This is a genomic window from Clostridium sp. KLE 1755, assembly GCF_000466465.2.
Taxonomy (GTDB): Bacteria; Bacillota; Clostridia; order Lachnospirales; family Lachnospiraceae; genus Eisenbergiella; species Eisenbergiella porci.
This window is the reverse complement of sequence record NZ_KE992698.1, coordinates 71,528-93,799: the sequence shown is the minus strand read 5'-3', so window position 1 is coordinate 93,799 and position 22,272 is coordinate 71,528. Positions and strand designations below refer to the sequence as shown.

General features: G+C 48.4%; 21 protein-coding genes. 20 read left to right on the top strand and 1 reads right to left on the bottom strand.

All coding sequences use genetic code 11. The annotated features are described in order from the left end of the window. Positions 1-11: 11 nt before the first annotated feature. The 10 genes from HMPREF1548_RS12095 to HMPREF1548_RS12050 all read left to right on the top strand — a co-directional run bounded on the left by HMPREF1548_RS12095 (position 12) and on the right by HMPREF1548_RS12050 (position 11,834). Entirely contained in the window at positions 12-1,343 is a 1,332-nt protein-coding gene (locus tag HMPREF1548_RS12095) for a glycoside hydrolase family 28 protein (RefSeq protein WP_021636425.1), read from the top strand. Positions 1,344-1,500: 157 nt separating this feature from the next. Next, positions 1,501-2,268 carry a helix-turn-helix domain-containing protein gene (locus HMPREF1548_RS12090; protein ID WP_051358375.1) on the top strand — a complete coding sequence of 256 codons (768 nt, stop codon included), beginning with the start codon at positions 1,501-1,503 and terminating at the stop codon, positions 2,266-2,268. A 36-nt stretch (positions 2,269-2,304) separates the two neighbouring features. Further along, entirely contained in the window at positions 2,305-3,465 is a 1,161-nt protein-coding gene (locus HMPREF1548_RS12085; protein ID WP_021636422.1) for a serine hydrolase domain-containing protein, read from the top strand. A gap of 236 nt (positions 3,466-3,701) precedes the next feature. Beyond that, entirely contained in the window at positions 3,702-4,658 is a 957-nt protein-coding gene (locus HMPREF1548_RS12080) for a MurR/RpiR family transcriptional regulator (protein ID WP_021636420.1), read from the top strand. Then, positions 4,655-5,974 (top strand): BaiN/RdsA family NAD(P)/FAD-dependent oxidoreductase, encoded by a 1,320-nt coding sequence (locus tag HMPREF1548_RS12075; protein ID WP_021636419.1) that lies wholly within the window; start codon positions 4,655-4,657, stop codon positions 5,972-5,974. The genes HMPREF1548_RS12080 and HMPREF1548_RS12075 overlap by 4 nt, the downstream gene beginning before the upstream one ends. Positions 5,975-6,074: 100 nt before the next feature. Then, positions 6,075-6,746 (top strand): (d)CMP kinase, encoded by a 672-nt coding sequence (cmk, locus tag HMPREF1548_RS12070; protein ID WP_025491030.1) that lies wholly within the window; start codon positions 6,075-6,077, stop codon positions 6,744-6,746. A gap of 1 nt (position 6,747) precedes the next feature. Beyond that, entirely contained in the window at positions 6,748-7,596 is an 849-nt protein-coding gene (ispH, locus tag HMPREF1548_RS12065; RefSeq protein ID WP_021636417.1) for a 4-hydroxy-3-methylbut-2-enyl diphosphate reductase, read from the top strand. Beyond that, a complete protein-coding gene (gene rpsA / locus HMPREF1548_RS12060; protein WP_021636416.1) occupies positions 7,577-8,749 on the top strand; it encodes a 30S ribosomal protein S1 in 1,173 nt (390 codons plus the stop codon). Before ispH ends, rpsA begins: the two co-directional genes overlap by 20 nt. Positions 8,750-8,917: 168 nt before the next feature. Beyond that, the gene (locus tag HMPREF1548_RS12055; RefSeq protein WP_021636415.1) at positions 8,918-9,430 is read left to right on the top strand and encodes an L-2-amino-thiazoline-4-carboxylic acid hydrolase; all 513 of its coding nucleotides are present in this window, start codon (positions 8,918-8,920) and stop codon (positions 9,428-9,430) included. A 28-nt stretch (positions 9,431-9,458) separates the two neighbouring features. Continuing rightward, entirely contained in the window at positions 9,459-11,834 is a 2,376-nt protein-coding gene (locus tag HMPREF1548_RS12050; protein WP_021636414.1) for a putative glycosyltransferase family protein, read from the top strand. On the opposite strand, the gene HMPREF1548_RS12045 is transcribed toward HMPREF1548_RS12050, so the two are convergent. Continuing rightward, positions 11,831-12,940: a ribonuclease H-like domain-containing protein gene (locus HMPREF1548_RS12045; protein ID WP_021636413.1), complete on the bottom strand. Its 1,110-nt coding sequence runs from the start codon at positions 12,938-12,940 to the stop codon at positions 11,831-11,833. The two genes, HMPREF1548_RS12050 and HMPREF1548_RS12045, sit on opposite strands and share 4 nt — an antisense overlap. 255 nt (positions 12,941-13,195) lie before the next feature. On the opposite strand from HMPREF1548_RS12045, the gene rsxC reads away from it, so the two are divergent. From rsxC to HMPREF1548_RS12000, 10 genes are all read left to right on the top strand, one after another. Next, complete coding sequence (rsxC, locus tag HMPREF1548_RS12040; RefSeq protein WP_025491034.1) at positions 13,196-14,533, top strand: electron transport complex subunit RsxC; 1,338 nt, start codon at positions 13,196-13,198, stop codon at positions 14,531-14,533. Between the two features lie 12 nt (positions 14,534-14,545). Beyond that, positions 14,546-15,478, top strand: coding sequence for an RnfABCDGE type electron transport complex subunit D (locus tag HMPREF1548_RS12035; RefSeq protein ID WP_021636411.1), 933 nt, complete (start codon positions 14,546-14,548; stop codon positions 15,476-15,478). After that, complete coding sequence (locus HMPREF1548_RS12030; protein ID WP_021636410.1) at positions 15,475-16,089, top strand: RnfABCDGE type electron transport complex subunit G; 615 nt, start codon at positions 15,475-15,477, stop codon at positions 16,087-16,089. The genes HMPREF1548_RS12035 and HMPREF1548_RS12030 overlap by 4 nt, the downstream gene beginning before the upstream one ends. Further along, on the top strand, positions 16,082-16,837 hold the full coding sequence (gene rsxE, locus HMPREF1548_RS12025) for an electron transport complex subunit RsxE (protein WP_021636409.1): 756 nt from the start codon (positions 16,082-16,084) through the stop codon (positions 16,835-16,837). Before HMPREF1548_RS12030 ends, rsxE begins: the two co-directional genes overlap by 8 nt. 12 nt (positions 16,838-16,849) lie before the next feature. Continuing rightward, positions 16,850-17,431 (top strand): electron transport complex subunit RsxA, encoded by a 582-nt coding sequence (rsxA, locus tag HMPREF1548_RS12020; RefSeq protein ID WP_025491036.1) that lies wholly within the window; start codon positions 16,850-16,852, stop codon positions 17,429-17,431. A gap of 12 nt (positions 17,432-17,443) precedes the next feature. Then, complete coding sequence (locus tag HMPREF1548_RS12015; RefSeq protein ID WP_025491037.1) at positions 17,444-18,262, top strand: RnfABCDGE type electron transport complex subunit B; 819 nt, start codon at positions 17,444-17,446, stop codon at positions 18,260-18,262. A 53-nt stretch (positions 18,263-18,315) separates the two neighbouring features. After that, the gene (locus tag HMPREF1548_RS12010; protein ID WP_021636406.1) at positions 18,316-19,338 is read left to right on the top strand and encodes an aldo/keto reductase; all 1,023 of its coding nucleotides are present in this window, start codon (positions 18,316-18,318) and stop codon (positions 19,336-19,338) included. A 305-nt stretch (positions 19,339-19,643) separates the two neighbouring features. After that, the gene (locus tag HMPREF1548_RS29470; protein ID WP_154463381.1) at positions 19,644-19,817 is read left to right on the top strand and encodes a hypothetical protein; all 174 of its coding nucleotides are present in this window, start codon (positions 19,644-19,646) and stop codon (positions 19,815-19,817) included. Between the two features lie 268 nt (positions 19,818-20,085). Further along, on the top strand, positions 20,086-21,519 hold the full coding sequence (locus tag HMPREF1548_RS12005) for a TrkH family potassium uptake protein (protein WP_198168633.1): 1,434 nt from the start codon (positions 20,086-20,088) through the stop codon (positions 21,517-21,519). Positions 21,520-21,583: 64 nt separating this feature from the next. Continuing rightward, positions 21,584-22,258, top strand: coding sequence for a potassium channel family protein (locus HMPREF1548_RS12000; protein ID WP_025491041.1), 675 nt, complete (start codon positions 21,584-21,586; stop codon positions 22,256-22,258). The last annotated feature ends 14 nt before the right edge of the window (positions 22,259-22,272 follow it).

Here is a 22,272-nt window from a genome sequence, read left to right as displayed (position 1 = left end):
ATTAATAAAATATGAGAAAAAGAATAAGTATTACAGAAATGGGAGCAAAAACAGGAGTCCTTTGTACCAGGGAAATACAGAAAACCATTGACTTACTGGATGAGGCAGGTGGTGGAACCGTAGTAATTCCGGAAGGTATTTTCCTTTCCGGGACACTGGAATTGAAAAACGTTTCAATTTTTCTGGAGAAGGGCGCTGTTTTAAAAGGTTCTTCTGAAATTTCAGATTATTACGCAAATAGTTTTATTCATAATGAAATGAAACAGACGATTTCACTTTTATATGCCATGAACAGGGATAATATATCAATTTCGGGTGAAGGAACCATTGATTTGAATTCAGATGCCTTTTTTGATATGTCAAAAAGAGAGGTACCGGATTATGGGTGGGAATTCAGTAAAGAACAATGGAAAGAATGTACAGCAACATACGATTACAGGGTGACCCAGCCTTTGTTTTTTAATAACTGCAGCCATGTCAGGCTGGATGGAATCAAAATATTGAATTCTCCAAGCTGGACAGTTTCTTTTAATAACTGCAGGGATATTCATGTGGAAGCTGTATATATAAAAAATGATCTAAGAATTCCCAATGATGATGGGCTTCATTTCTGCGGCTGCAGTGAAGTATTTATCCATGGCTGCAATATATCAGGAGGAGATGATTGTATAGCGCTGACATCGGTTTTGGACTGGGAAAAACCTTGTGAGAATTTTGTAATATCTGACTGTATTCTGCGTTCCTGTTCAAAAACTATCATGTTGGGATATATGCATGGAATCATACGAAATGTTACTATCAGTAATTGCATAATCAAAGAAAGTAATCGTGGTTTTTGCATTATGTGCAGCAGCAAAACAGGCTTGGTAGAACATGTTCTTGTAGAAAATCTGCGTATAGAAACAAGAGTCAGGGCTGGCAATTGGTGGGGGAACGGAGAACCTATCTGTATTTTTGCTTTATATCATAATAATGAAAGTTATTGTAATCCTGTTCCGGACAGAAATATTGAAGTAAATATTCATGATATTCAGATAAGAAATGTTAGCTGTCTGGCGGAAAATGCTGTTGCTATTGTGGGGGAAGGAGGCAATATACAGAATATATTAATTGATGGCATATATTATGAAAAAAGAAAGAGCGACAATAGTTATCTGAAAGGAAAAAAACGTATTGATGTAAGTCCAAGCAAAGAAGATGTTACGCTGCCGGAGGATGAAAATGAATACTGGCTGTTGATTGATGCTTGCAGGAATATCAGCATTCGGAATGCCAGGACAGCGTGCTATGAGGGCAAAAGCCTTAAAAACGCTGTTAGGCACAGCCTGGAGGTAGAGCTTTAGGGCTTGGCATAGTTTTGCTGGGGGTGTATTACCGCGGCTCTTTTACCGCATTTTTGGGAGAGGAATTATGGAAATTATACAATGAACATTACCTGACTGCGAAAAAGAAAGCGGCGCCGGATATGCCTTTAATGCAAATATCAGAGAGACATCCCCATTGCATACGCATAATTTTTATGAAATATTTTATGTAAATAAGGGAAAAGCCATACATTGTGTAAATGGAGAACGCATTGTAGTTTCCAGCGGTGCATGTGTTTTCATCCGTCCATGGGATGTACATAGCTATGATTCACTTAATTATTCTGAATTTCAGATGACCAGCGTAGGTTTTACCTGCGAGGAAATGGAAGAGGGTTTTAGATGGAGCCAGTTTCCCCCTGCCATGATTACTGAACCTGGATTGCCGCCGCATATTATGCTTAATGGTTATGAAAAAACTGAATTTGAGAATAAGCTGAAGGGAATAGAAAGCCATGCAAAAGGGATAGAAAGAAAAAGATATTTCAGATCAGTATTTCCTTTTTTTATTTATTTAATATGCAACAAAATACGCAGAGCTGAAACAAAGCAACTTCAGGTAATGCCTTCCTGGTTTTCTGAAGTCGTTGAACAAATGAGTCAGCCGGAAAATTTTGTTCAGGGCCTTCCAAGGCTGTTGGACTGCACAAGCTATTCGCATGAATATATTATACGGGTATTCAGGAAATATTTACATATGACACCGACAGAATTTATTAATTTGAGAAGAATAAATTATGCAATGGGCCTGGTAGTTGAAAATAAATATCAAATAACAGATATTTGTTATATGTCGGGATTTAATAATCTAAGTCATTTTTATACTGTTTTTAAGAAGCAGACAGGGTTCACACCAAATGAATATTTAAAGGCATATGGCGAAAATCTGGATGAGGATGTGTAATGGCGTTTTAATGCGCGGATTGGAGCAGAATAAAAATTGGATAAAAAAGAGCGAATAGACAGATGCCTGAAACAGGCTGTTGAGAATGGAGAAATTGCAGGTGGCTGTGTCTTATTTATTGAAAATGGCCTTGAAGTTTGTTATGCAAAGGCAGGCTGGGCTGCTATTGAGTCACATACGCCGATAAGGCGGGATACAATATTCAGGCTTTATTCTATGACCAAGCCTATTACTGCAGCAGCAGTGATGATTCTTATGGAAGAAGGATTGCTTGATTTATATGAACCGGTTGCGAATTATATCAAAACCTTTGAGGGACAGAAAGTAATAGTAGGTAATACTCTTGCAGCGGCGGAAAGAACAATGACAATCCGCGATTTGCTTTCCATGACTTCGGGTTTGGTTTACCCAGGAAAGTTGAATTGCGCAGAGAAAGAGACAGCGCATGTATTTGAGGAACTTACAAAAAGAATGTATTCATCAGCACCAATGGATACAATAGAGTTTGCTGAAAAAATCGGAAACTGTCCACTTGCCTTTCATCCAGGGGAATCATGGCAGTATGGTGTGTCGGCAGATATTCTGGGGGCGGTGGTTGAAAGTGTCAGCCAAATGAGGTTCGGAGATTTTCTATGGAAGAAGATTTTTAAACCGTTGGGAATGCAGGATACGGGTTTTTATTTGCAGGAGGATAAAAAGGAACGGCTAGCTGATGTATATGAAAACAGGAAAGGGATAGGTCTGAAATTGTTTTCACAGGATCATCTTGGTATTCGTATTGATGCAAAACCCAATTCTTTTGAGTCTGGAGGCGGAGGGTTATTTTCTACAGTGGATGATTATGCACGGTTTGCACAAATGCTTTTAAATGGAGGAGAATCCGGCGATGTAAGAATCATGCAACCGGAAACCATACGGTATCTGACTGGTTGCGGTTTGGATGGAAAAAGGCAGGACAAATTCAGCAATTGGTTTGGGCTGGATGGCCATAGTTATGGAAATCTTATGCGTGTTTTATATGACAGAAAGCTTGCAGGAGTTTTGGGAAGCGAAGGCGAATATGGTTGGGATGGCTGGCTGGGTACCTATTTTGTAAATGATCCTGTCAGGAAAATAACGTTCCTTTTTATGACACAGATAAAGGACTTTGGAACGACAAATCTTACAAGAAAAATAAAAAATATCATATTTAGTTAGAATGGTATCTCGTTGATTCGTGCTTTATGACGATAAGAGTGTTCAAGATTTAGAAGAATTTGGCCGTGCAGTTTTAAATAACTGTAATGGCCTTTATTTTATTGAGAGCCAGAATAATTCAAACACATATTATTGACACCGAAACAGCCAGTCTGTACAATAAGAATTACCTGCCTGTGACTATAAAGGTATCGGACAGTTATGTCTGTCAAAAGGAAACCAAAGAGTAAACATTCATGGAAAATAATTATGATATCATCACCAGAATAAACAAAGCCTATTCCGGTATGAGCAAACGGCACAAGCAAATAGCGTCCTATATATTGGGGCACTACGACCAGGCGGCATTCATGACCGCGGCGAAAATGGGAGAGGCGCTGTCCATAAGCGAATCAACGGTGGTGCGTTTTGCGGCGGCCATCGGCTATGAAGGCTACCCGGAAATGCAGGCTGCGCTGGCTGCCTGGGTGAAAACCAAACTGAATGCCGTACAGAAGGTAGGCGCCGCCTATCGTGGCAGCAGCCAGTCCGAGGTGCTCACCAGTGTGCTTTCCAGCGATATGGAGAAAATACAGGATACCATTGATAACCTGGATCCCGCAGCCTTTGATACGGCGGTGGATATTATCCTGGAGGCCCGTACCGTTTATATCGCGGGCATCAGAAGCTGTGCTCCCCTGGCGGAGTTCCTCAGCTTTTACCTGAATATGATCCGGGGAAACATTGTACTGCTGAAAACGACGAGCTTAAGTGAAGTGTTTGAGCAGATGCTGCGGATCGGTGATAAGGATGCCATCATTGGCATCAGCTTTCCCAGATATTCCATGCGTACACTGAAAGCCATGGAGTTTGCCAACGACAGGAATGCCAAGGTAATCACTATCACTGACAGCGTGCATTCCCCCATGAATCTGTATTCCTCCTGCAATCTGCTTGCAAGAAGCGATATGGTTTCCATCGTGGATTCCCTTGTTGCGCCGCTGAGCGTAATCAACGCCCTGGTGGTGGCTCTGTGCCTGAAACGGCCGGAGGCCGTGAAAGCGAGCCTGGAATCCCTGGAGGGTGCATGGAATAATTACCAGGTCTATCTGAATGATGAGATTAATTTTATTGATGAGGATGCCTTCCTGAACCTGCCTGCCTCAGGCGGCGATGGGGAAAAGGCGGCAGCGGCGGAACGGAGGAATCTATGAGCAGGGTATTAATAGTCGGCGGCGGCGCCGCAGGAATGATGGCGGCGCTTTCCGCGGCCGGGAAAGGCCACTGCGTTACTGTTTTTGAAAAAAATGAAAAGCTGGGTAAGAAAATATACATCACAGGCAAAGGCAGATGTAATGTGACCAATGCCTGTGAGCCTCAGGAGCTGTATCAAAGTGTAGTCAGCAATTCCAAATTTCTCTACAGCGCCTTTTCCCGTTTTGACAATCAGGCGGTACAGGATTTCTTTGAAGCAAACGGCTGTCCGCTGAAAACGGAACGGGGCGGCCGGGTTTTCCCTGTTTCGGATCACTCCTCGGATATCATCCGCGCCCTGTCGTCGGCCCTGGAAAAAGCCGGCGTGGAAATCCGGCTCCATACCCCGGTAAAAAAGCTCCTTGTAAAAAAAGCGGAGGACGGTTCCAATGCCATAAGAGGGCTTAAACTTCTCTCAGGTGAAGAAATTACGGCGGATGCCGTGGTGCTTGCCTGCGGAGGCCTTTCCTACCAGGCTACAGGCTCCACCGGCGACGGCATGCGTATGGCGCAGGAGCTGGGACATTCCCTGGTTCCCTGTATGCCCTCACTGGTTCCCTTCCATATAAAAGAGGAGTGGTGCCGACAGCTGCAGGGCCTTGCCCTTAAAAATGTTTCGGCCGCATTATATATAGAAGAAAAAGAAATTTACAGCGGCTTTGGTGAGATGCTTTTTACCCATTTCGGCGTGAGCGGTCCGCTGATTCTCAGCGCCAGCAGCTACTACCAAACCGCTGCGGAGAAGCTGAGAAAGAAGAAGGAAAAGCAGGCAAAGAAAGCAGAGGCGGCTGCAGAGGCTTTGGAAAATGGAAAGACGAAGGCACATGCTTACCTGAAGCTGGATTTGAAGCCCGCCCTTTCCATGGAGCAGCTTGACAAAAGGATTCTGCGGGATTTTGAGGAAAATAAGAACAAGCAGTTTAAAAACGCGGTGGACGGACTCTTCCCCGCCAGGCTGGTTCCCATCATGATTCAGCTTTCCGGCATTGACCCGGAAAAGAAGGTACATGAGATAACAAGGGAAGAAAGAAAATATTTTGAAGAATGCATCAAGGGATTGACGCTGACCATTGCCGGGACGAGAGGCTTTGAAGAGGCGATAATCACCCGCGGCGGCGTCCGCGTAAAGGAGGTCAACCCCTCCACCATGGAATCCAGGCTGGTGCCCGGGCTGTATATGGCCGGTGAAATGCTGGATCTGGATGCGCTGACAGGAGGCTTTAACCTGCAGATTGCCTGGTCAACAGGATACCTTGCGGGTGCCAGCATACCGTGACGGCCTGAAGGCAGAAAGCGGCGGCCCGTACCAGGACCGCCTGAATATAATATACGCGGCGTTGGCCGCATGCCCGGCAAAAGGGCGGATAGGAGCAAAAATGAGTTATAATATCGCAATTGACGGCCCTGCGGGAGCAGGAAAAAGCACGATTGCCAAAAAGCTTGCAAAGAAGCTGGGCTATGTGTATGTGGATACAGGCGCAATGTACAGGGCGATTGCCCTTTTCCTTCTCAGGGAGAAGGTACAGCCGCAGGATACTGACTCAATACTGGCGAAATGCACAGGGGCAGATGTTACCATAAGCTATCAGGACGGCGAACAGATTGTGCTGCTGAACGGAGAAAATGTGAATGGCCTGATCCGTACGGAGGAAGTGGGAAACATGGCCTCCAATTCCTCCGCTGTCCCGGCTGTAAGGGACAGGCTGCGCAGTCTTCAGCAGGAGCTGGCTGCCAATGAGAATGTGATTATGGACGGCCGCGATATCGGAACCTGCGTGCTCCCTGACGCGGACGTGAAAATATTCCTGACTGCGGACAGCGCTGTCAGGGCCAGACGGAGATTTGAGGAGCTTGCGGCAAAAGGGACGCCGGAGCCGCTTGAAAAAATCGAAAAGGATATCATTGAAAGGGATGCCAGGGACAGGAACCGGGAGATATCGCCATTAAAGCAGGCAGAGGACGCGGTTCTGGTGGACACCTCCGAAATGACCATTGACGAGGTAGTGGAAGCTATCCTGGAAATCTGCAGAAAGAAAGGATGCATATAATATGGAAGTAATTCTGGCAGAAAGCGCCGGCTTCTGCTTTGGTGTAAAGCGTGCCGTGGATAAGGTCTACGAACAGATAGAAACCGGAAAGAAAATATATACCTACGGACCGATTATCCACAACGAATTTGTAGTGCAGGATCTGGAAAAAAAAGGGGTTGAGGTCATCGAATCCGAGGAAGCGCTGGAGCAGCTTACGGAGGGAACCATCGTCATCCGATCCCACGGAGTGCCCAAATCCATCTGCGAAAAAATAGAAAAACAGGGACTGGAATGCGTGGATGCCACCTGCCCTTTTGTAAAAAGGATTCATAAAATAGTAGAAAAGGAAAGTGCGGCAGGCCGACAGATAGTTATCATCGGAAATGCCGGACACCCCGAAGTAGAGGGGATTCAGGGCTGGTCCGTCACTCCGGCGATAGTTATTGAATCGGAAAAAGAAGCACAGGAATTCGTACCTGAAGCCGGGAAAAAGCTGTGTATTGTGTCGCAGACGACATTTAACTACAATAAATTTCAAGAATTAGTTGAAATTTTTCTAAAAAAAGGTTATGATATTAGTGTTGTGAATACTATCTGTAACGCAACTGAGGAGAGACAAACTGAGGCAAAGGATATTGCAGCGAAGGTTGATGCGATGATTGTTATCGGTGGGAAGCACAGTTCCAATACAAGGAAGCTGTATGAGATATGCTGCAAGGAGTGTGCTCACACCTGTTTGATACAGACACTTGATGACTTGCATTTAGAACTACCCAAAGCTGTCCGCCTGGTGGGTATTACAGCCGGAGCGTCTACCCCGAATAAATTAATCGAGGAGGTTCAAAACTATGTCAGAATTAACTTTTGAACAAATGTTGGAGGAATCATTAAAAACTATACATGCGGGAGAGGTAGTCGAAGGTACAGTTATCGATGTTAAGCCTGAAGAAGTGATTCTTAATATCGGATACAAGTCAGACGGTATTCTTACAAGAAACGAATATACTAACGATCCCGGCGTGGACATGACAGCGGTCGTTAAAACGGGCGACAAGATGGAAGTCAAGGTACTTAAGGTAAATGACGGAGAAGGACAGGTTATCCTTTCCTACAAGCGTCTGGCTGCTGACAGAGGAAACAAGAGAATCGAAGAAGCATACAACAATCACGAAGTGCTTACTGCCAAGGTAACCCAGGTACTTGACGGCGGATTAAGCGTAGTGGTAGATGAAGTCAGAATTTTCATCCCTGCAAGTCTGGTTTCCGACACTTATGAGAAGGACCTGAACAAATATGCAGGACAGGATATTGAATTCGTTATCAGCGAATACAATCCGAAGAGAAGAAGATATATCGGCGACCGCAAGCAGCTCATCGTTGCCAAGAAGGCAGAGATGCAGAAGGAACTGCTTGAAAGAATCCATGAAGGTGATGTAGTGGAAGGAACTGTTAAGAACGTAACAGATTTCGGCGCATTCATCGATCTGGGCGGAGCAGACGGACTGCTTCATATTTCTGAAATGTCCTGGGGCAGAGTGGAACACCCCAAGAAGGTATTCAAGGTTGGTGATCAGGTTACCGTACAGATTAAGGAAATCAACGGCAGCAAAATCGCCCTCAGCATGAAGTTTGACGATGCCAATCCCTGGAAGACCGCTGCAGAGAAGTATGCAGTTGGCAATGTAGTAACAGGCAGAGTGGCAAGAATGACAGATTTTGGTGCGTTTATTGAGCTGGAACCCGGAATTGATGCACTTCTCCATGTTTCCCAGATTGCTAAAGAGCATGTGGACAAACCGTCAGATGTTCTGAAGGCAGGAGAAGAAATTACGGCAAAGGTTGTTGATTTCAATGAAACAGACAGGAAAATCAGCCTGAGTATTAAGGCTATGCTTGCTCCCGAACCTAAGGAAGTGAAGGAAGAAGCTCCTGTACAGGAAGAAGCAGACGCAGATGTGGTTTCCGTAGATATTGATGCTGTAATCGCAAAGCAGAAAGCAGAAGAAGATTCTGCTGAATAATTAACAATGAGTGGCAGCATGCTGTGCTGTTGAAAGGGATGCGGGAGTACGCCGCATCCCTTTTTTAAATATGCCCGGCGGTGTACGATTCCGAAGGCTGTGTAAGCGTAAGCAGCAAAGGGACGCAGAACCGCCGTAAATACATAAAAGTGGAAGGAAAGAGGAAAAATGAGTAAGGTTGTAAATGAACCAAAAATCAAGAATCCGCTGATTAAAGCCATACGTGAGCTTCTGGAGCACAGGGCGCTCTGGCTTTATCTGCTTTGTGACGAAGCAAGGAAGAAGGGGCTTTTGCCGCAGGATTTTGCGCCGGCCGCTATCAGACGCTGCGGACATATGCAGGGCAGGCAGTTAGTAAAAAAAGGGCGTACCAAAAGCCTGAAGGGACTGCGCAGAACCCTGTTTACCAAACCGGCACAGCTTGTTTTTGAAATGAAGATTCAGAAATGCACGGATAATGAGCTGGAAATCCATTTTCATTACTGTCCGCTTGTAAAGGCATGGCAGAAGGCGGGCTGCAGTGATGAGGAGATCGCCTGCCTGTGTGATACAGCCATGTGCGGTGACAGAGGGATCGGGGAGGCCTACGGCTGCGCCCTGGATCTGCCGAAAACCATTGCAAACGGCGATGATATCTGCCATATCAGATATTACCGCAAAAATGCCATGAAAGAGCAGTAACTGCGAGGGCGTATAACCGTCAGTTACAATGAGTTACAAATGGGATGCGAAGCCGGCAGAGGGGGACGGCTGCGCAGCAGAATGGGTTGCTTCTTATATTACAATCTGGAGGAAGATGATGAAAAAGAAGATTCTGTATGCTGCAGCGGTACTGGCAGCTTTGTTGTTTATCTGGCTGGGAAACGAGGGCAGCAAGCCCTTGGTGCTTAAAGGTACGGATTTGAACCAGACAGCGGGCGTCAGCGATTATACAGGGCTGATTGCCATTGATGAAACGGCCGCATATTACGGTATGTTTGCCTATACGGACGATTATGTGTTGGATAAGGGAACCTATACCATAAGGCCAGAATATTCCAATACCTCGTCCGATAATATCATTGAAGTATGGGACAATGGTACAAAGGTGGCCCAGTGGAGCCTGGAGAGCACGGATGGAGTGAAAACCACCCGGGATTATACCTTTACACTGGATAAAACTTCACAGCAGCTGCATATACGTATTTACTATCAGGGAAAAGGGAGCCTGATTGTAAATAATATTTCCCTGATCCCTCACGGCGCTTTTTACAGGGATGCCTGGTTCCTGGCGGCTGTAGTGATACTGTTGGCCATAACCGGTGTTTTTCTTGCATCCTATGAGAAAAAGCATCCGTCAGGAAGAGAACAGAAGGTTACTTTCCTGATATTGGCGGGACTGTGCCTGTATTCTTCCATGCCCCTGTTTATCCAGGCCTTTGCCCAGGCGGATGACGTCTGCTATCATCTGCTCAGAATTGAGGGGCTGAAGGATGGAATGCTGGACGGGCAGTTCCCGGTGGTTATTTTCCCTGAAGCGCTGGCAGGAAACGGATATCTGAACAGCATGTATCCCTATCTGTTCCTGTATATCCCCGCAGTACTGAGGCTGCTTGGCGTTTCCCTGGCGCTTTCCTATAAAACGCTGATATTTATAGCCAATATTGCCACTGTGGCGATTACATTCCGGGTATTCAAATCCATTACCAGATCAAAATACGCCTGTATTCTGGGAACGGCGCTTTATATCCTAATGCCCTACCGTTTTACGAATATTTACGCAAGGGGCGCGCTTGGGGAAACACTGGCGCTGACCTTCCTGCCGCTGATTATCGCCGGCTTTTACCATGTGCTGCTGGGAGACAAGAAGAAATGGCCGTGGCTGGTAATCGGCTTTACGGGAGTGATTGAAAGCCATGTGCTCAGCACAGCCACGATGGGCGTGATTTTCGCTGTCTGCTGTCTTATTTTTATCAGGGAGCTGTTCTGTGATAAAAGATGGCTTGAACTGCTGAAAGCGGCGGGACTTACGGTGCTGTTGAATCTGTGGTTCCTGGTGCCTTTCCTGTTCTTCTACCTGAAGGAAAACCTGTACCAGAAGGCGCTGGACTGGAGCGGCTTTTCGGAGTATTCCATCAATGCTTCCTTCCTGGCGGATACCTTCCATACCAACGATTACCGTTTCCTGTCCCTGGGACTTCCCATCCTGGGCTGTGCGGCAATATGCATCCTCAAGCTGGTATGCGAGAAATCAAAGGAAAAGAACTGTAAAAGAGACAGCTTCCTCACCTATCTTTTCGGCTGCGCCTGTGTGCTGACCTTCCTTGTGACAGGCTATTTCGGAAGCAAGACGCTGAAAGAGCTGATTCCGGCCATCGAACCGGTCCTGCGGACGATCCAGTTCCCCTGGCGGCTTCTGGCCCCTGCAGGAATCCTGTTTATCTTTGCAGGCGTCATCTGGCTGTCCGAATCGGAGGTGCTGCGGCCCTACAGGAATCTTGTATTTGCATTCCTGGTGGGAGTGAACCTGCTCACCTGCCTGAACCAGCCCTATAATCAGAATAATTTTGCCTATAAAGATTATGATGACACCACAACGGTGGGGCATCAGGATAAAATCATAGGAATCCCGAAATCGGATGCCACCGTTATTTATCCATATGAATGGCGGATAGATGCGCTGATGGACGATAAGCTGACAGCGGATCTGCAGCTTTCCGATGCCGAAAAGGTAATTGTACAGGATTATGAAAAGAAGGGCACCAAAGGAAAGCTGACCTATCAAACTTCGGAGGAAGGGCAGTATGTGGATTTCCCGATCCAGAAATATCTGGGTTATACGGCGGAGGATGAAAACGGGACGCCGCTGGAAGTAACTTATGGAAATAATTACCGTGTGAGGGTGATGTTAAACGGAGACGGAGCCAGCCATACCGTCTTTGTAAGATACCGCCAGCCTGTTATTTTCCGTATCTCCCAGGTGATATCCCTCCTGACGCTGCTTGGCTGTATTGCAGTACCGGGATATTTTGTGATAAACCGCAGAAAACGCAGTCCCGCTGTTGTGGCGGCCGGGGCGGGCAAGAAAAAGGACGGAACGCATTAACGCATTCCGTCCAGTATATGACCGGCATAGAGGGACAGCCGTTTACTGTCATTCAGGAAAGCTTCTTCCAGAAGGAAAAAGCTTTCCTTTTCTTTTACCCCTTTCCGGAAGGCCGGGGTGAAAAGATCCTCCTGTCCCGGCTTGAGATGCTGGGGCAGGAATTCGCCGCTTTTTCTCGTATAGCAGGTGGCGGGAGTAGCGGGCACCCGATGGGACTTATCCACATATACGGCCACTGATTTATGAATGGCATTGTCCTCCTCAGGAAGATAAGAGTAATTTTTATAATCCGGGTAAAAGAATTTCAGCTCGCCGGAAAGTACAGGTATTTTCAGCGTCCCCGTATTTTCGCTGCCGGAAAAATAACAGCCTCCTCCATGAAATGAGAGGGGGACAGGCAGCGCGGCGGGAAAAGTGAGCCGGACAAGGAGTTCTTTTTGTATGTTTCCCGCATAATCTGTACAAAGGTCCGTTTCCGCTCCGACAGCGGACGGGATGCTTTCAAAAAGCTCCGGATAGGAAAGGATGGGAACCACGGACAGCATGCCCCGGATGTCGTCCGCATTGTGAAGAAGGAGCACCTCCAGCAGGCGGTGATCCCGTTCCTGGCGATAGACCTTGTACAGTTCTATCAGCTGGCCGCCGGTAAAGGGATCCTCTCTGTTAAGGCCAAGATATTCCTCCAATGTTTTCTGCTTGCAGTTGGGCAGCTTGAGCAGATTTTTTAAGGGCGATATCTGTCGGTAGATGTCCGTTTGCTCCATTTGCGGGAATGGGGAATCCAGGCCATATTTTTTGCATTTTGCCTGTACGAAGGGGACATCGAAGGTCGTCCCGTTAAAGTGCACCAGCTTCCGGTAAGGGGCGGCAAATTTCAGGAAAGCGTCCAGAATGGCTTCCTCCTCAGCCGTGTTTTCTGCAAACCATTGCTGCAGGGTCCACTTTTTATCCTGAAGAAACGCGGCGCCGATAAGATAAATGGAAGCGTTTTTGGGGGAGAGTCCGGTGGTTTCGATATCAAAAAAAAGGATACTTTCCGTGTCTCCCAGAAAATGCCGGATGGTTTCTCCGGCAGTTGTATGTATGTTCTGAATTCGTGTTTTCATACAATTAATATACCATATTTTTTGATTTTTATGTAGTAATTTGATGAAAATTAAGGTATGATTATGTTATGCCGTGCGTCCCGTGGTTTGCCGGCAGGAAGGTAACCGGCCCGTTTGAAAAGAACGGCTGCAGAGGAATCCGGCGGACCCGGGGAGACACAGGAGGCGAGGGGGACCAGAGCGTGTTTGAAAAATGCGTTCCGGCTTTCGTCCTGTGCATACGCAATAATTAACAAGAAAAGAGGGATAGCTAAAATGGCTAAGGCGAAGTTAACATTTATGGGCGGCATCCATCCATACGACGGAAAAGACCTGTCCAAGGATAAGCCCATGAAAGCAGTTTTGCCAAAGGGAGATCTGGTGTATCCGTTGTCCCAGCATATCGGCGCGCCCGCCAGGCCAATCGTGGCAAAGGGGGACCATGTGCTGGCAGGTCAGAAGATAGCGGAAGCGGGGGGCTTCGTATCCGCATCGGTATTCTGTACCGTGTCGGGAACGGTGAAGTCCATTGAACCGAGGCGTGTGGTCACCGGCGATAATGTGATGAGCATTGTGGTTGAGAATGATCAGCGGTATGAAGAAGTGGAATATCCTCCGGTGAAGCCCCTTGAGGAGCTGTCAGGAGAAGAGATCATCAATCTGGTGAAGGAAGCGGGCGTGGTCGGTATGGGCGGCGCAGGGTTCCCTACGCATGTGAAGCTTTCACCAAAGGAACCGGATAAAATAGAATATGTGATTGCCAACTGTGCCGAATGCGAACCTTATCTTACCTCGGATTACCGCAGGATGCTGGAGGAGCCTGATAAGCTTATCGGGGGCCTTCAGGTGATTCTGCGGCTTTTCCCCAATGCAAAGGGAGTGCTGGCGGTGGAGGACAATAAGCCGGACTGCATTAAGCTTTTGACTGAGATGACCAGCGATGAGCCCAGGATTACGGTGAAGAAGCTGAAAACCAAGTACCCCCAGGGTTCCGAGCGCCAGCTGATTTTTGCAGTGACCGGGCGGGCCATCAATTCTTCCATGCTTCCTGCGGATGCAGGCTGTATCGTGGACAATGTGGACACCGTGGTCGCGGTCAACCGTGCGGTGAGGGAGGGCAAGCCTCTGATGAACCGTATTGTTACCGTCACGGGGGATGCCATTGCCAATCCCCAGAATTTTATTGTCCGGATCGGAACGAATTATCATGAACTGATAGAAGAAGCGGGCGGCTTTTCCAAAGAGCCGGAGAAGATTGTGTCGGGCGGCCCCATGATGGGCTTCGGCATTTTCGATCTGGATGTGCCCACAACGAAAACGGCGTCCGCGCTGCTGTGTATGTCGAAGGATGAGGTGGGAGAGCCTTCGGCCTGCATCAACTGCGGAAGATGTGTGGAGGCCTGCCCTTCCAGGCTTGTGCCCACACTGCTTTCCACCTATTCGGAGCATTATGATATGGAAGCCTTTGAGAAGCATGACGGTATGGAATGCTGTGAATGCGGCTGCTGCAGCTATGTCTGCCCGGCCAAGCGCCAGCTTACCCAGGCGATCAAATCCATGCGTAAAATGGTCCTGGCAGAGCGCAAGAAAACAAGCGCTGCCAATAAAAAATAGGAGGAAAGAGCAATGAGCGACTTGATGAAGGTATCATCCAATCCGCATATCAGATCCAAAGACTCCACAGGCAGAATCATGCTTGCGGTCATTGCGGCACTGCTTCCCACCACGATCTTTGGCATCTGGAATTTCGGTATCCGCGCCCTGCTGATTGTTGCAGTGACCATCGCATCCACGGTACTGACAGAATTTTTATATGAAAAAATTACGAAAAAGAAGAACACCATCGGGGATCTGTCCGCTGTGGTGACAGGGCTTCTGCTGGCGCTGAACCTGCCGGTGAGCGTGCCCTGGTGGATCGGCGTCATCGGCGGCGTATTTGCAATTCTCGTTGTGAAGATGCTGTTCGGCGGCCTGGGGCAGAACTTTATGAACCCGGCTCTGGGAGCCAGATGCTTTCTGCTGATCTCCTTTGCCTCCATCATGACCAATTTCAACTGCGACGCTTATACCGGCGCTACGCCGCTTGCCGCAGTGAAAGCGGGAGAGAGTGTCAACGTTCTGGATATGGTAATCGGCAGGACGGGGGGAACCATCGGCGAGACCTCCATGCTGTGCATCGTTATTGGCGCATGTCTGCTGATCTGGCTGGAAATCATCGATTTGAGAATTCCCGGTACATACATCGTAAGCTTTGTGGTTTTCATGATACTCTTCGGAGGCCATGGGCTTGACAGATACTATATTTCCGCACAGCTTTCCGGCGGCGGCCTGATGCTGGGCGCTTTCTTCATGGCGACCGACTATGTAACGCGGCCGGTGACCAAGAAGGGGCAGTATATTTATGGTATTCTGCTGGGCGTGCTCACCGGTATTTTCAGGGTTTTAAGCGCCAGCGCGGAGGGTGTTTCCTATGCGATTATCCTGGGGAACCTGCTGGTGCCCCTGATTGAGAGGTTTACTCTTCCCAAAGCTTTTGGTAAAGGAGGAGAACGGGCATGAAAAGTATGTTGAAGGATGCGGGAATTTTATTCCTGATTACATTGGTTTCCGGCCTGCTTCTGGGCCTTGTTTACCAGGTGACGAAGGAGCCCATTGCGGTGCAGGAGGAGAAGGCCAGGATGGAAGCGCGCCAGGAGGTATTCCAGGACGCGGATCATTTTGAAGACGGGGAAGGCTTCTCCGAGGAAGCGGCGCAGGCTGTGCTGAATGAGGGCGGCTTCACCCAGGAGAGCATCAACGAATACTGCGCTGCCTATGACAAGGACGGCGGCCTTTTAGGATACGTGATTACGGTGACCAGCCATGAGGGCTACGGCGGAGACATTAAGTTCACTATCGGTGTGCGCATGGACAACACGCTCAACGGAATGTCCATTCTCTCCATTTCCGAGACTCCCGGCCTGGGCATGCAGGCGGAAGAGGTATTGAAGCCTCAGTTTGCAGGCAAAAAGGCGGAAAGCTACGTCTATACCAAGGGCGGCGCTTCGGCGGACAACGAGATTGACGCCATTACCAGCGCCACAATCACGACCAATGCGGTCACAAACGGCGTAAACGCCGGACTGTATTATTTCCAGACGGAACTGAAAGGAGGCAGCGGCAATGAATAAGCCAACCGAACGTCTCTATAACGGAATTATAAAAGAAAATCCCACCTTTGTGTTGACCCTGGGCATGTGCCCCACACTGGCGGTCACCACATCGGCAATAAACGGGCTGGGCATGGGCCTTTCCACAATGGTGGTACTGGCGCTGAGCAACCTGATGATATCGCTGCTTCGCAAAATTATACCGGATAAAGTGAGGATTCCCGCCTTTATCGTAATCGTGGCAAGCTTCGTTACCATGGTGGAGCTGCTTCTGCAGGCGTATGTGCCGTTTTTGTATGATGCGCTGGGCATTTATATCCCTTTGATCGTTGTTAACTGTATCATTCTGGGCCGCGCGGAAAGCTATGCTTCCAAGAACGGGCCGCTTCCGTCTTTATTTGACGGCATTGGAATGGGCCTGGGCTTTTCCCTGGCGCTCACCTGCATCGGTCTGGTGCGTGAGATCCTGGGCTCCGGCAAGTTTTTCGGCTTCGCCATTCTGGGAAGCAAGGCTCCGGAAATTTTCGGCTCCGATATTCTGCAGCATTACGTGCCCATCAATATCTTTGTTATGGCTCCCGGTGCATTCTTCGTTCTGGCGGCGCTGACGGCGATTCAGAATAAAGTGAAGATTAACGGGGAAAAGAAAGGCAAGGATATGTCCAGGATTCAGTCAGGCTGCAGCGAGGACTGTATGTCCTGCGGAGAATCCGGCTGTGCACGCCGTTTTTATGACGCGGATGCGGGAAAAAAGGAGGAGGGAAAATAAATGTTGGATCAGCTGCGAGAATTATTGCTTATATTAATCGGTTCCTCACTGGTGAGCAACGTGGTACTCAGCCAGTTCCTCGGTTTGTGCCCTTTCCTCGGCGTTTCCAAAAAGGTGGAAACCGCGGCCGGCATGGGGACTGCCGTTATCTTTGTAATTACGCTGTCCAGCGCGGTGGCGGGCGTCATCTATAAATTCGTCCTCACGCCGTTAAACATTACTTACCTGCAGACCATTGTTTTCATTCTGGTTATTGCGGCGCTGGTTCAGTTCGTGGAAATGTTTCTGAAAAAATATATGGTGTCTCTCTACAACGCGCTGGGTGTATACCTGCCCCTGATTACCACCAACTGTGCGGTCCTGGGTGTGGCGCTGACCAACGTCCAGAAGAACTACGGGATTCTGGCGGGGACGGTCAACGGCTTTGCAACGGCGCTTGGCTTCACGATCGCCATTATCATTCTGGCGGGAATCCGCGAGAAGATGGCGTATAATGACGTACCGGAATCCTTCAGGGGAATGCCTATCGTCCTGATTACTGCGGGACTTATGGCAATTGCCTTCTGCGGCTTTTCCGGCCTGTCGCTTAAATAGGAGGTGGAGTCGGTGAGTATTTCAGGTATTCTGATTGCTACGGCAATCGTAGGCGGTGTGGGGCTGTTTATCGGCCTTTTCCTCGGAGGGGCCGCCATCCTTTTCAAGGTAGAGGTAAATGAAAAAGAAGAGGCTGTCCTTGCACAGCTGCCCGGAAATAACTGCGGCGGCTGCGGATATCCCGGCTGTGCGGGGCTGGCTGCGGCCATAGCGTCGGGCAAGGCCCCTGTAAACGCCTGTCCGGTAGGCGGCGCTGAGGTTGGGAAAAAGGTTGCTGAAATCATGGGTGTGGAAGCGGAGGAGGGAGAGCGCATGGTCGCTTTCGTTGCGTGCCGCGGAACCCGTGACAAGATTAAGGTGGATTACGATTATGTGGGCCTGCATGACTGCCGCATGCTCTCCTTTGTGCCAAACGGCGGCGCTAAGTCCTGTAATTTCGGCTGTCTTGGCTATGGAAGCTGCGTGGAGGTCTGCCCCTTTGATGCCATACATATTTTTAACGGTGTGGCGCAGGTGGACAGGGAGGCCTGTAAGGCCTGCGGAAAATGTATCTCCGTATGTCCCAAGAATCTGATTTCGCTGATTCCCTATTCGGCAAAATATGCGGCGGCCTGCAGCTCCGGCGATAAAGGCCCCATTACGATGAAGGACTGCCGGGCCGGCTGTATCGGCTGCGGTATCTGTGAGAAGAACTGTCCTTCCGGCGCCATTAAGGTGGAGAATTTCAACGCCACCATTGACCAGAGCAAATGTACAGGCTGCGGCATCTGTGTGGAGAAGTGCCCGAAGAAGGTGATTGTCCGCTGCAGCGGGGAACAGACGCAGGAATAATTGTGAAGACGCCGGATGGCGGACTTCGCAGAACAGGAAAGAGGAGTAAAATAATGGAAAGTGTTACACTGGGAAAAACAGGCATCACCGTGAATAAAAACGGCTTTGGAGCGCTTCCCATCCAGCGTATCAGCGATGAGGAAGCGGTGCATCTGCTGCGTAAGGCTTATGAGAATGGAATTACTTTTTTTGATACGGCCCGTGCCTATTCGGACAGCGAACATAAGCTGGGGCTGGCGTTCCAGGGAATGTGGGATAAGGTGTATGTGGCATCTAAAACCGCGGCGGTAACCCCGGAGGATTTTTGGAAGGATCTGCAGACCTCCCTTACTACGCTGGGAAGGGATTATCTGGATCTGTATCAGTTCCATAATCCGTCCTTCTGCCCCAGACCGGGTGACGGGAGCGGCCTCTATGAATGCATGCTGGAAGCGAAGGAACAGGGGAAAATCAGGCATATCGGCATTACCAACCACCGTCTGGCAGTGGCGGAGGAAGCCATAGACAGCGGCCTGTATGAGACCCTGCAGTTCCCATTCAGCTATCTGTCCGCGCAGCAGGAACTGGATTTGGTAGAAAAATGCAGGAAGACAAATATGGGCTTTATTGCCATGAAGGCGCTTTCCGGCGGCCTGATTAATAATTCCGCCGCAGCATATGCCTATCTTGCCCAATTTGCCCATGTGCTTCCCATCTGGGGGGTACAGAGGGAAAGCGAGCTGGATGAATTCCTCAGTTATGTGGAGAATCCTCCGGCGCTCACCGAAGAACTGGAAGCGGTCATCAGCCATGACAGGCAGGAGCTTCAGGGTGAGTTTTGCCGCGGCTGCGGCTATTGCATGCCCTGTCCGGCAGGCATTGAAATCAATAACTGCGCGAGGATGTCCCTGATGATAAGAAGAGCGCCCTCCGCAGCCCAGCTGACGCCTGAGATGCAGGAAAAGATGCTGCAGATTGAAAACTGTCTGCACTGCGGGAAGTGTAAGAGCAAATGTCCGTACAATCTGGACACCCCTGCGCTGCTGGAACGCAACCTGAAGGATTATAAGGAAATTCTGGCGGGGAAGGCTATTTAGCGGCTGGCAGCAGCTACAGAAAAATGTAACTGCAAAGGTACTGAACAATTACAAAAATAAAGGCGGAATAAAGCTGCCGCAAATCCGGAGGACCAAAGTCCGATGCCGGATCTGCGGCAGTTTTTAATTGTATTTTGGTTTTCTGCATTTTATTAAGCGTTTTATCCTGCATTTGCTAAATGCCTCCTCCTGAATTACCAATAATTGCCAATGCAATTTCGCTAGTTTTATTTTACAATATTGAAAACGGTACACCCAATATATCTTTACGAAGCAGGCTGTCAAATTTATGGAGGAAGCCAAAAATGGATAAGAATAAAGCATTGGAACTGATATTAGCAAATGCCTGTTGTACACTGGAGGACAGCTGTCGATTATGTCCGTATTATGCGGATCCGCCGTCAAAAGAATGTGAGAACTTTTCCATGGAGGATCTGAGGAAAGCGGTGGAAGTGATTCAAGCACATAAGAAAAAATAACCTGTAACTGAAAAGCCGACAGTCTGCTTCCCTGCTAAGAAAGTATTAAGTTTTCCCATTACATATTGACCGTTTGAGTTCCTTTTCCTATAATTTACTCACACTTCCGGATGCTTTCCGTCATATTTTGCGAAAGGCGGCATTACAATAGTATTAGAAGATGAAACCGGCCTGCAGCGGCCGGATGCCGGATCTCTGCCGGGGGTGGCATGGACAGAAAATTGCAGGCGCAAGATGTAAAAACGTCCTGCAGAAGGAGAGACAGAACATGGAGGAAGAATCCGATACAGGACAAATCAGTACAGAAAAAGACAATTCCGTAAAAACAACAAAAGCACCGAAGAGGCATAACCTGCGCAGCAGAAAAAAGGGCAGGCTATGTTTTTTTATGTCTTTTTGCAGGAAAACGACAGGCTACATAAAAGGCCAGCCGCCGGGCAGAATCATTGCCATGGGCTTTGCACTGGTGATTCTGGCGGGCGCTTTGCTTCTGAAGCTTCCGGTATCCGTAAGGGAAGGGGCAGATGTCAGCTTCATTGATGCACTTTTTACATCTACCAGTGCGGTATGTGTTACCGGCCTGATTGCCGTGGATACAGCGGATCATTTTACGGTGTTCGGAAGGACGGTGGTGGCGTTGCTGATTCAGATTGGCGGCCTTGGAGTCACCTCCGTAGGGGTGGGCTTTATCCTTATGGCAGGCAAGCGGATTGGCCTGAAGGGCAGAAAGCTGGTCAGGGAAGCGATGAATGTGGACACATCAAAGGGAATGGTGCGGCTGGTAAAGAATGTGCTTCTCATGACACTTTGCTTTGAGGGCGCAGGAGCGGTTCTGAGCTTTGTCGTGTTTATCCGCGACTATCCGCCGTTGGAAGCACTGGGGATCAGTCTGTTTCATTCTGTAGCTGCCTTTAATAATTCCGGCTTCGATATATTGGGCGGGCTGCAAAACATGATTCCTTATCAGAGCAATGTGCTGCTGAACCTGACCACGAGCGGACTTATTATTTTCGGTGGGCTGGGATTCCTGGTAATTCTGGATGTGCTCAGGAGCCGTTCCTTTAAAAAGCTGTGCCTGCATTCCAAAATTGTAATCGTAATGAGCATTTTTTTGATTGCGGCGGGAACGTTGTCACTTAAGGCTACGGAAAATATTACATGGCTGGGCGCTTTTTTCCAAAGCGTATCCGCAAGGACGGCCGGCTTTTCCAGCTATCCAATCGGAAGCTTTACCGATGCGGGACTTTTTACCCTGATCATTCTGATGTTTATCGGGGCATCGCCCGGATCAACGGGCGGCGGCATTAAGACAAGTACGTTTTTTGTTTTAATACAGGCGGCCAGAAGCGCGGCGACCAATCAGTATGCAGGCGCTTTTAAACGTAAAATACCGGCCGATGTGATTTCCAAGGCTTTTATTATTACTTTTTTATCCGCTATTGTTGTGGGTACAGGAACCTTTATCATGTGTCTGCTGGAACCTGAATATACGTTTCTCCAGCTGGCGTTTGAAGTGACCTCCGCATTTGGGACCGTTGGCCTGTCAACAGGAATAACGCCGGATCTGGGAACAGCCGGGAAGCTGGTAATAATTCTTATCATGTTTATCGGAAGGCTGGGGCCGCTGACCATCGCATCCCTGTGGACCTTCAAACCTACGGCAAACGCCAGATTCACGGAAGAAGGCATTACCATCGGATAACGTAAAAACGGCTTTGTGCAATGAATGACGCCGCAGCGGCGGCGGGACAGAAAGGATGAAAATAATGAATAAGAAAAAAGGCACGGAAAATACGGTTTCTTATGGGGTAATAGGCCTGGGCAGGTTTGGTTCCGCACTTGCCAGGAGACTGGCGGAAGCAGGGGAAGAAGTGATCGTGGTGGACTGCAGTGAAAGCAAGGTGAAGGAGCTGCGCCAGTACACGGAAAACGCCTATGTGGCGGATGAACTGAGCAAAGAGGTCCTGGAAGAAATCGGGATCCAGAACTGTGATACTGTGATCGTGGGAATCGGTGAAAAAATAGACACCTGCATACTCACCACGCTGAATGTAGTGAATCTGGGTGTACCGCGGGTGATTGCCAAGGCGATTAGTTCAGATCAGGGCGAGGTACTGGAAAAAATAGGGGCGGAGGTCGTTTACCCGGAACGTGACATGGCCCTCCGGCTGGCAAGGAGGCTGCTGACCGGAAGCGTACTTGATAATATATCCCTGAACAATAACGTGGAGATCGCAGAGGTGCGCCTGACGGAAAAATCTGCGGGACGCAGTGTATTGGAAATGGATTTGCGGCGAAGCTTTGGTTTAAATATCATTGCTTTGGAGCATAATGGAAAAACAGACACGGAAGTCGATCCGGCTTACATTTTCAAAGGGGATGAAATATTGGTGGTCATTGGAAAAAAAGAAAATATCACGCGGTTTGAAAAAGAAAAATAGATTGGAGGAACAGA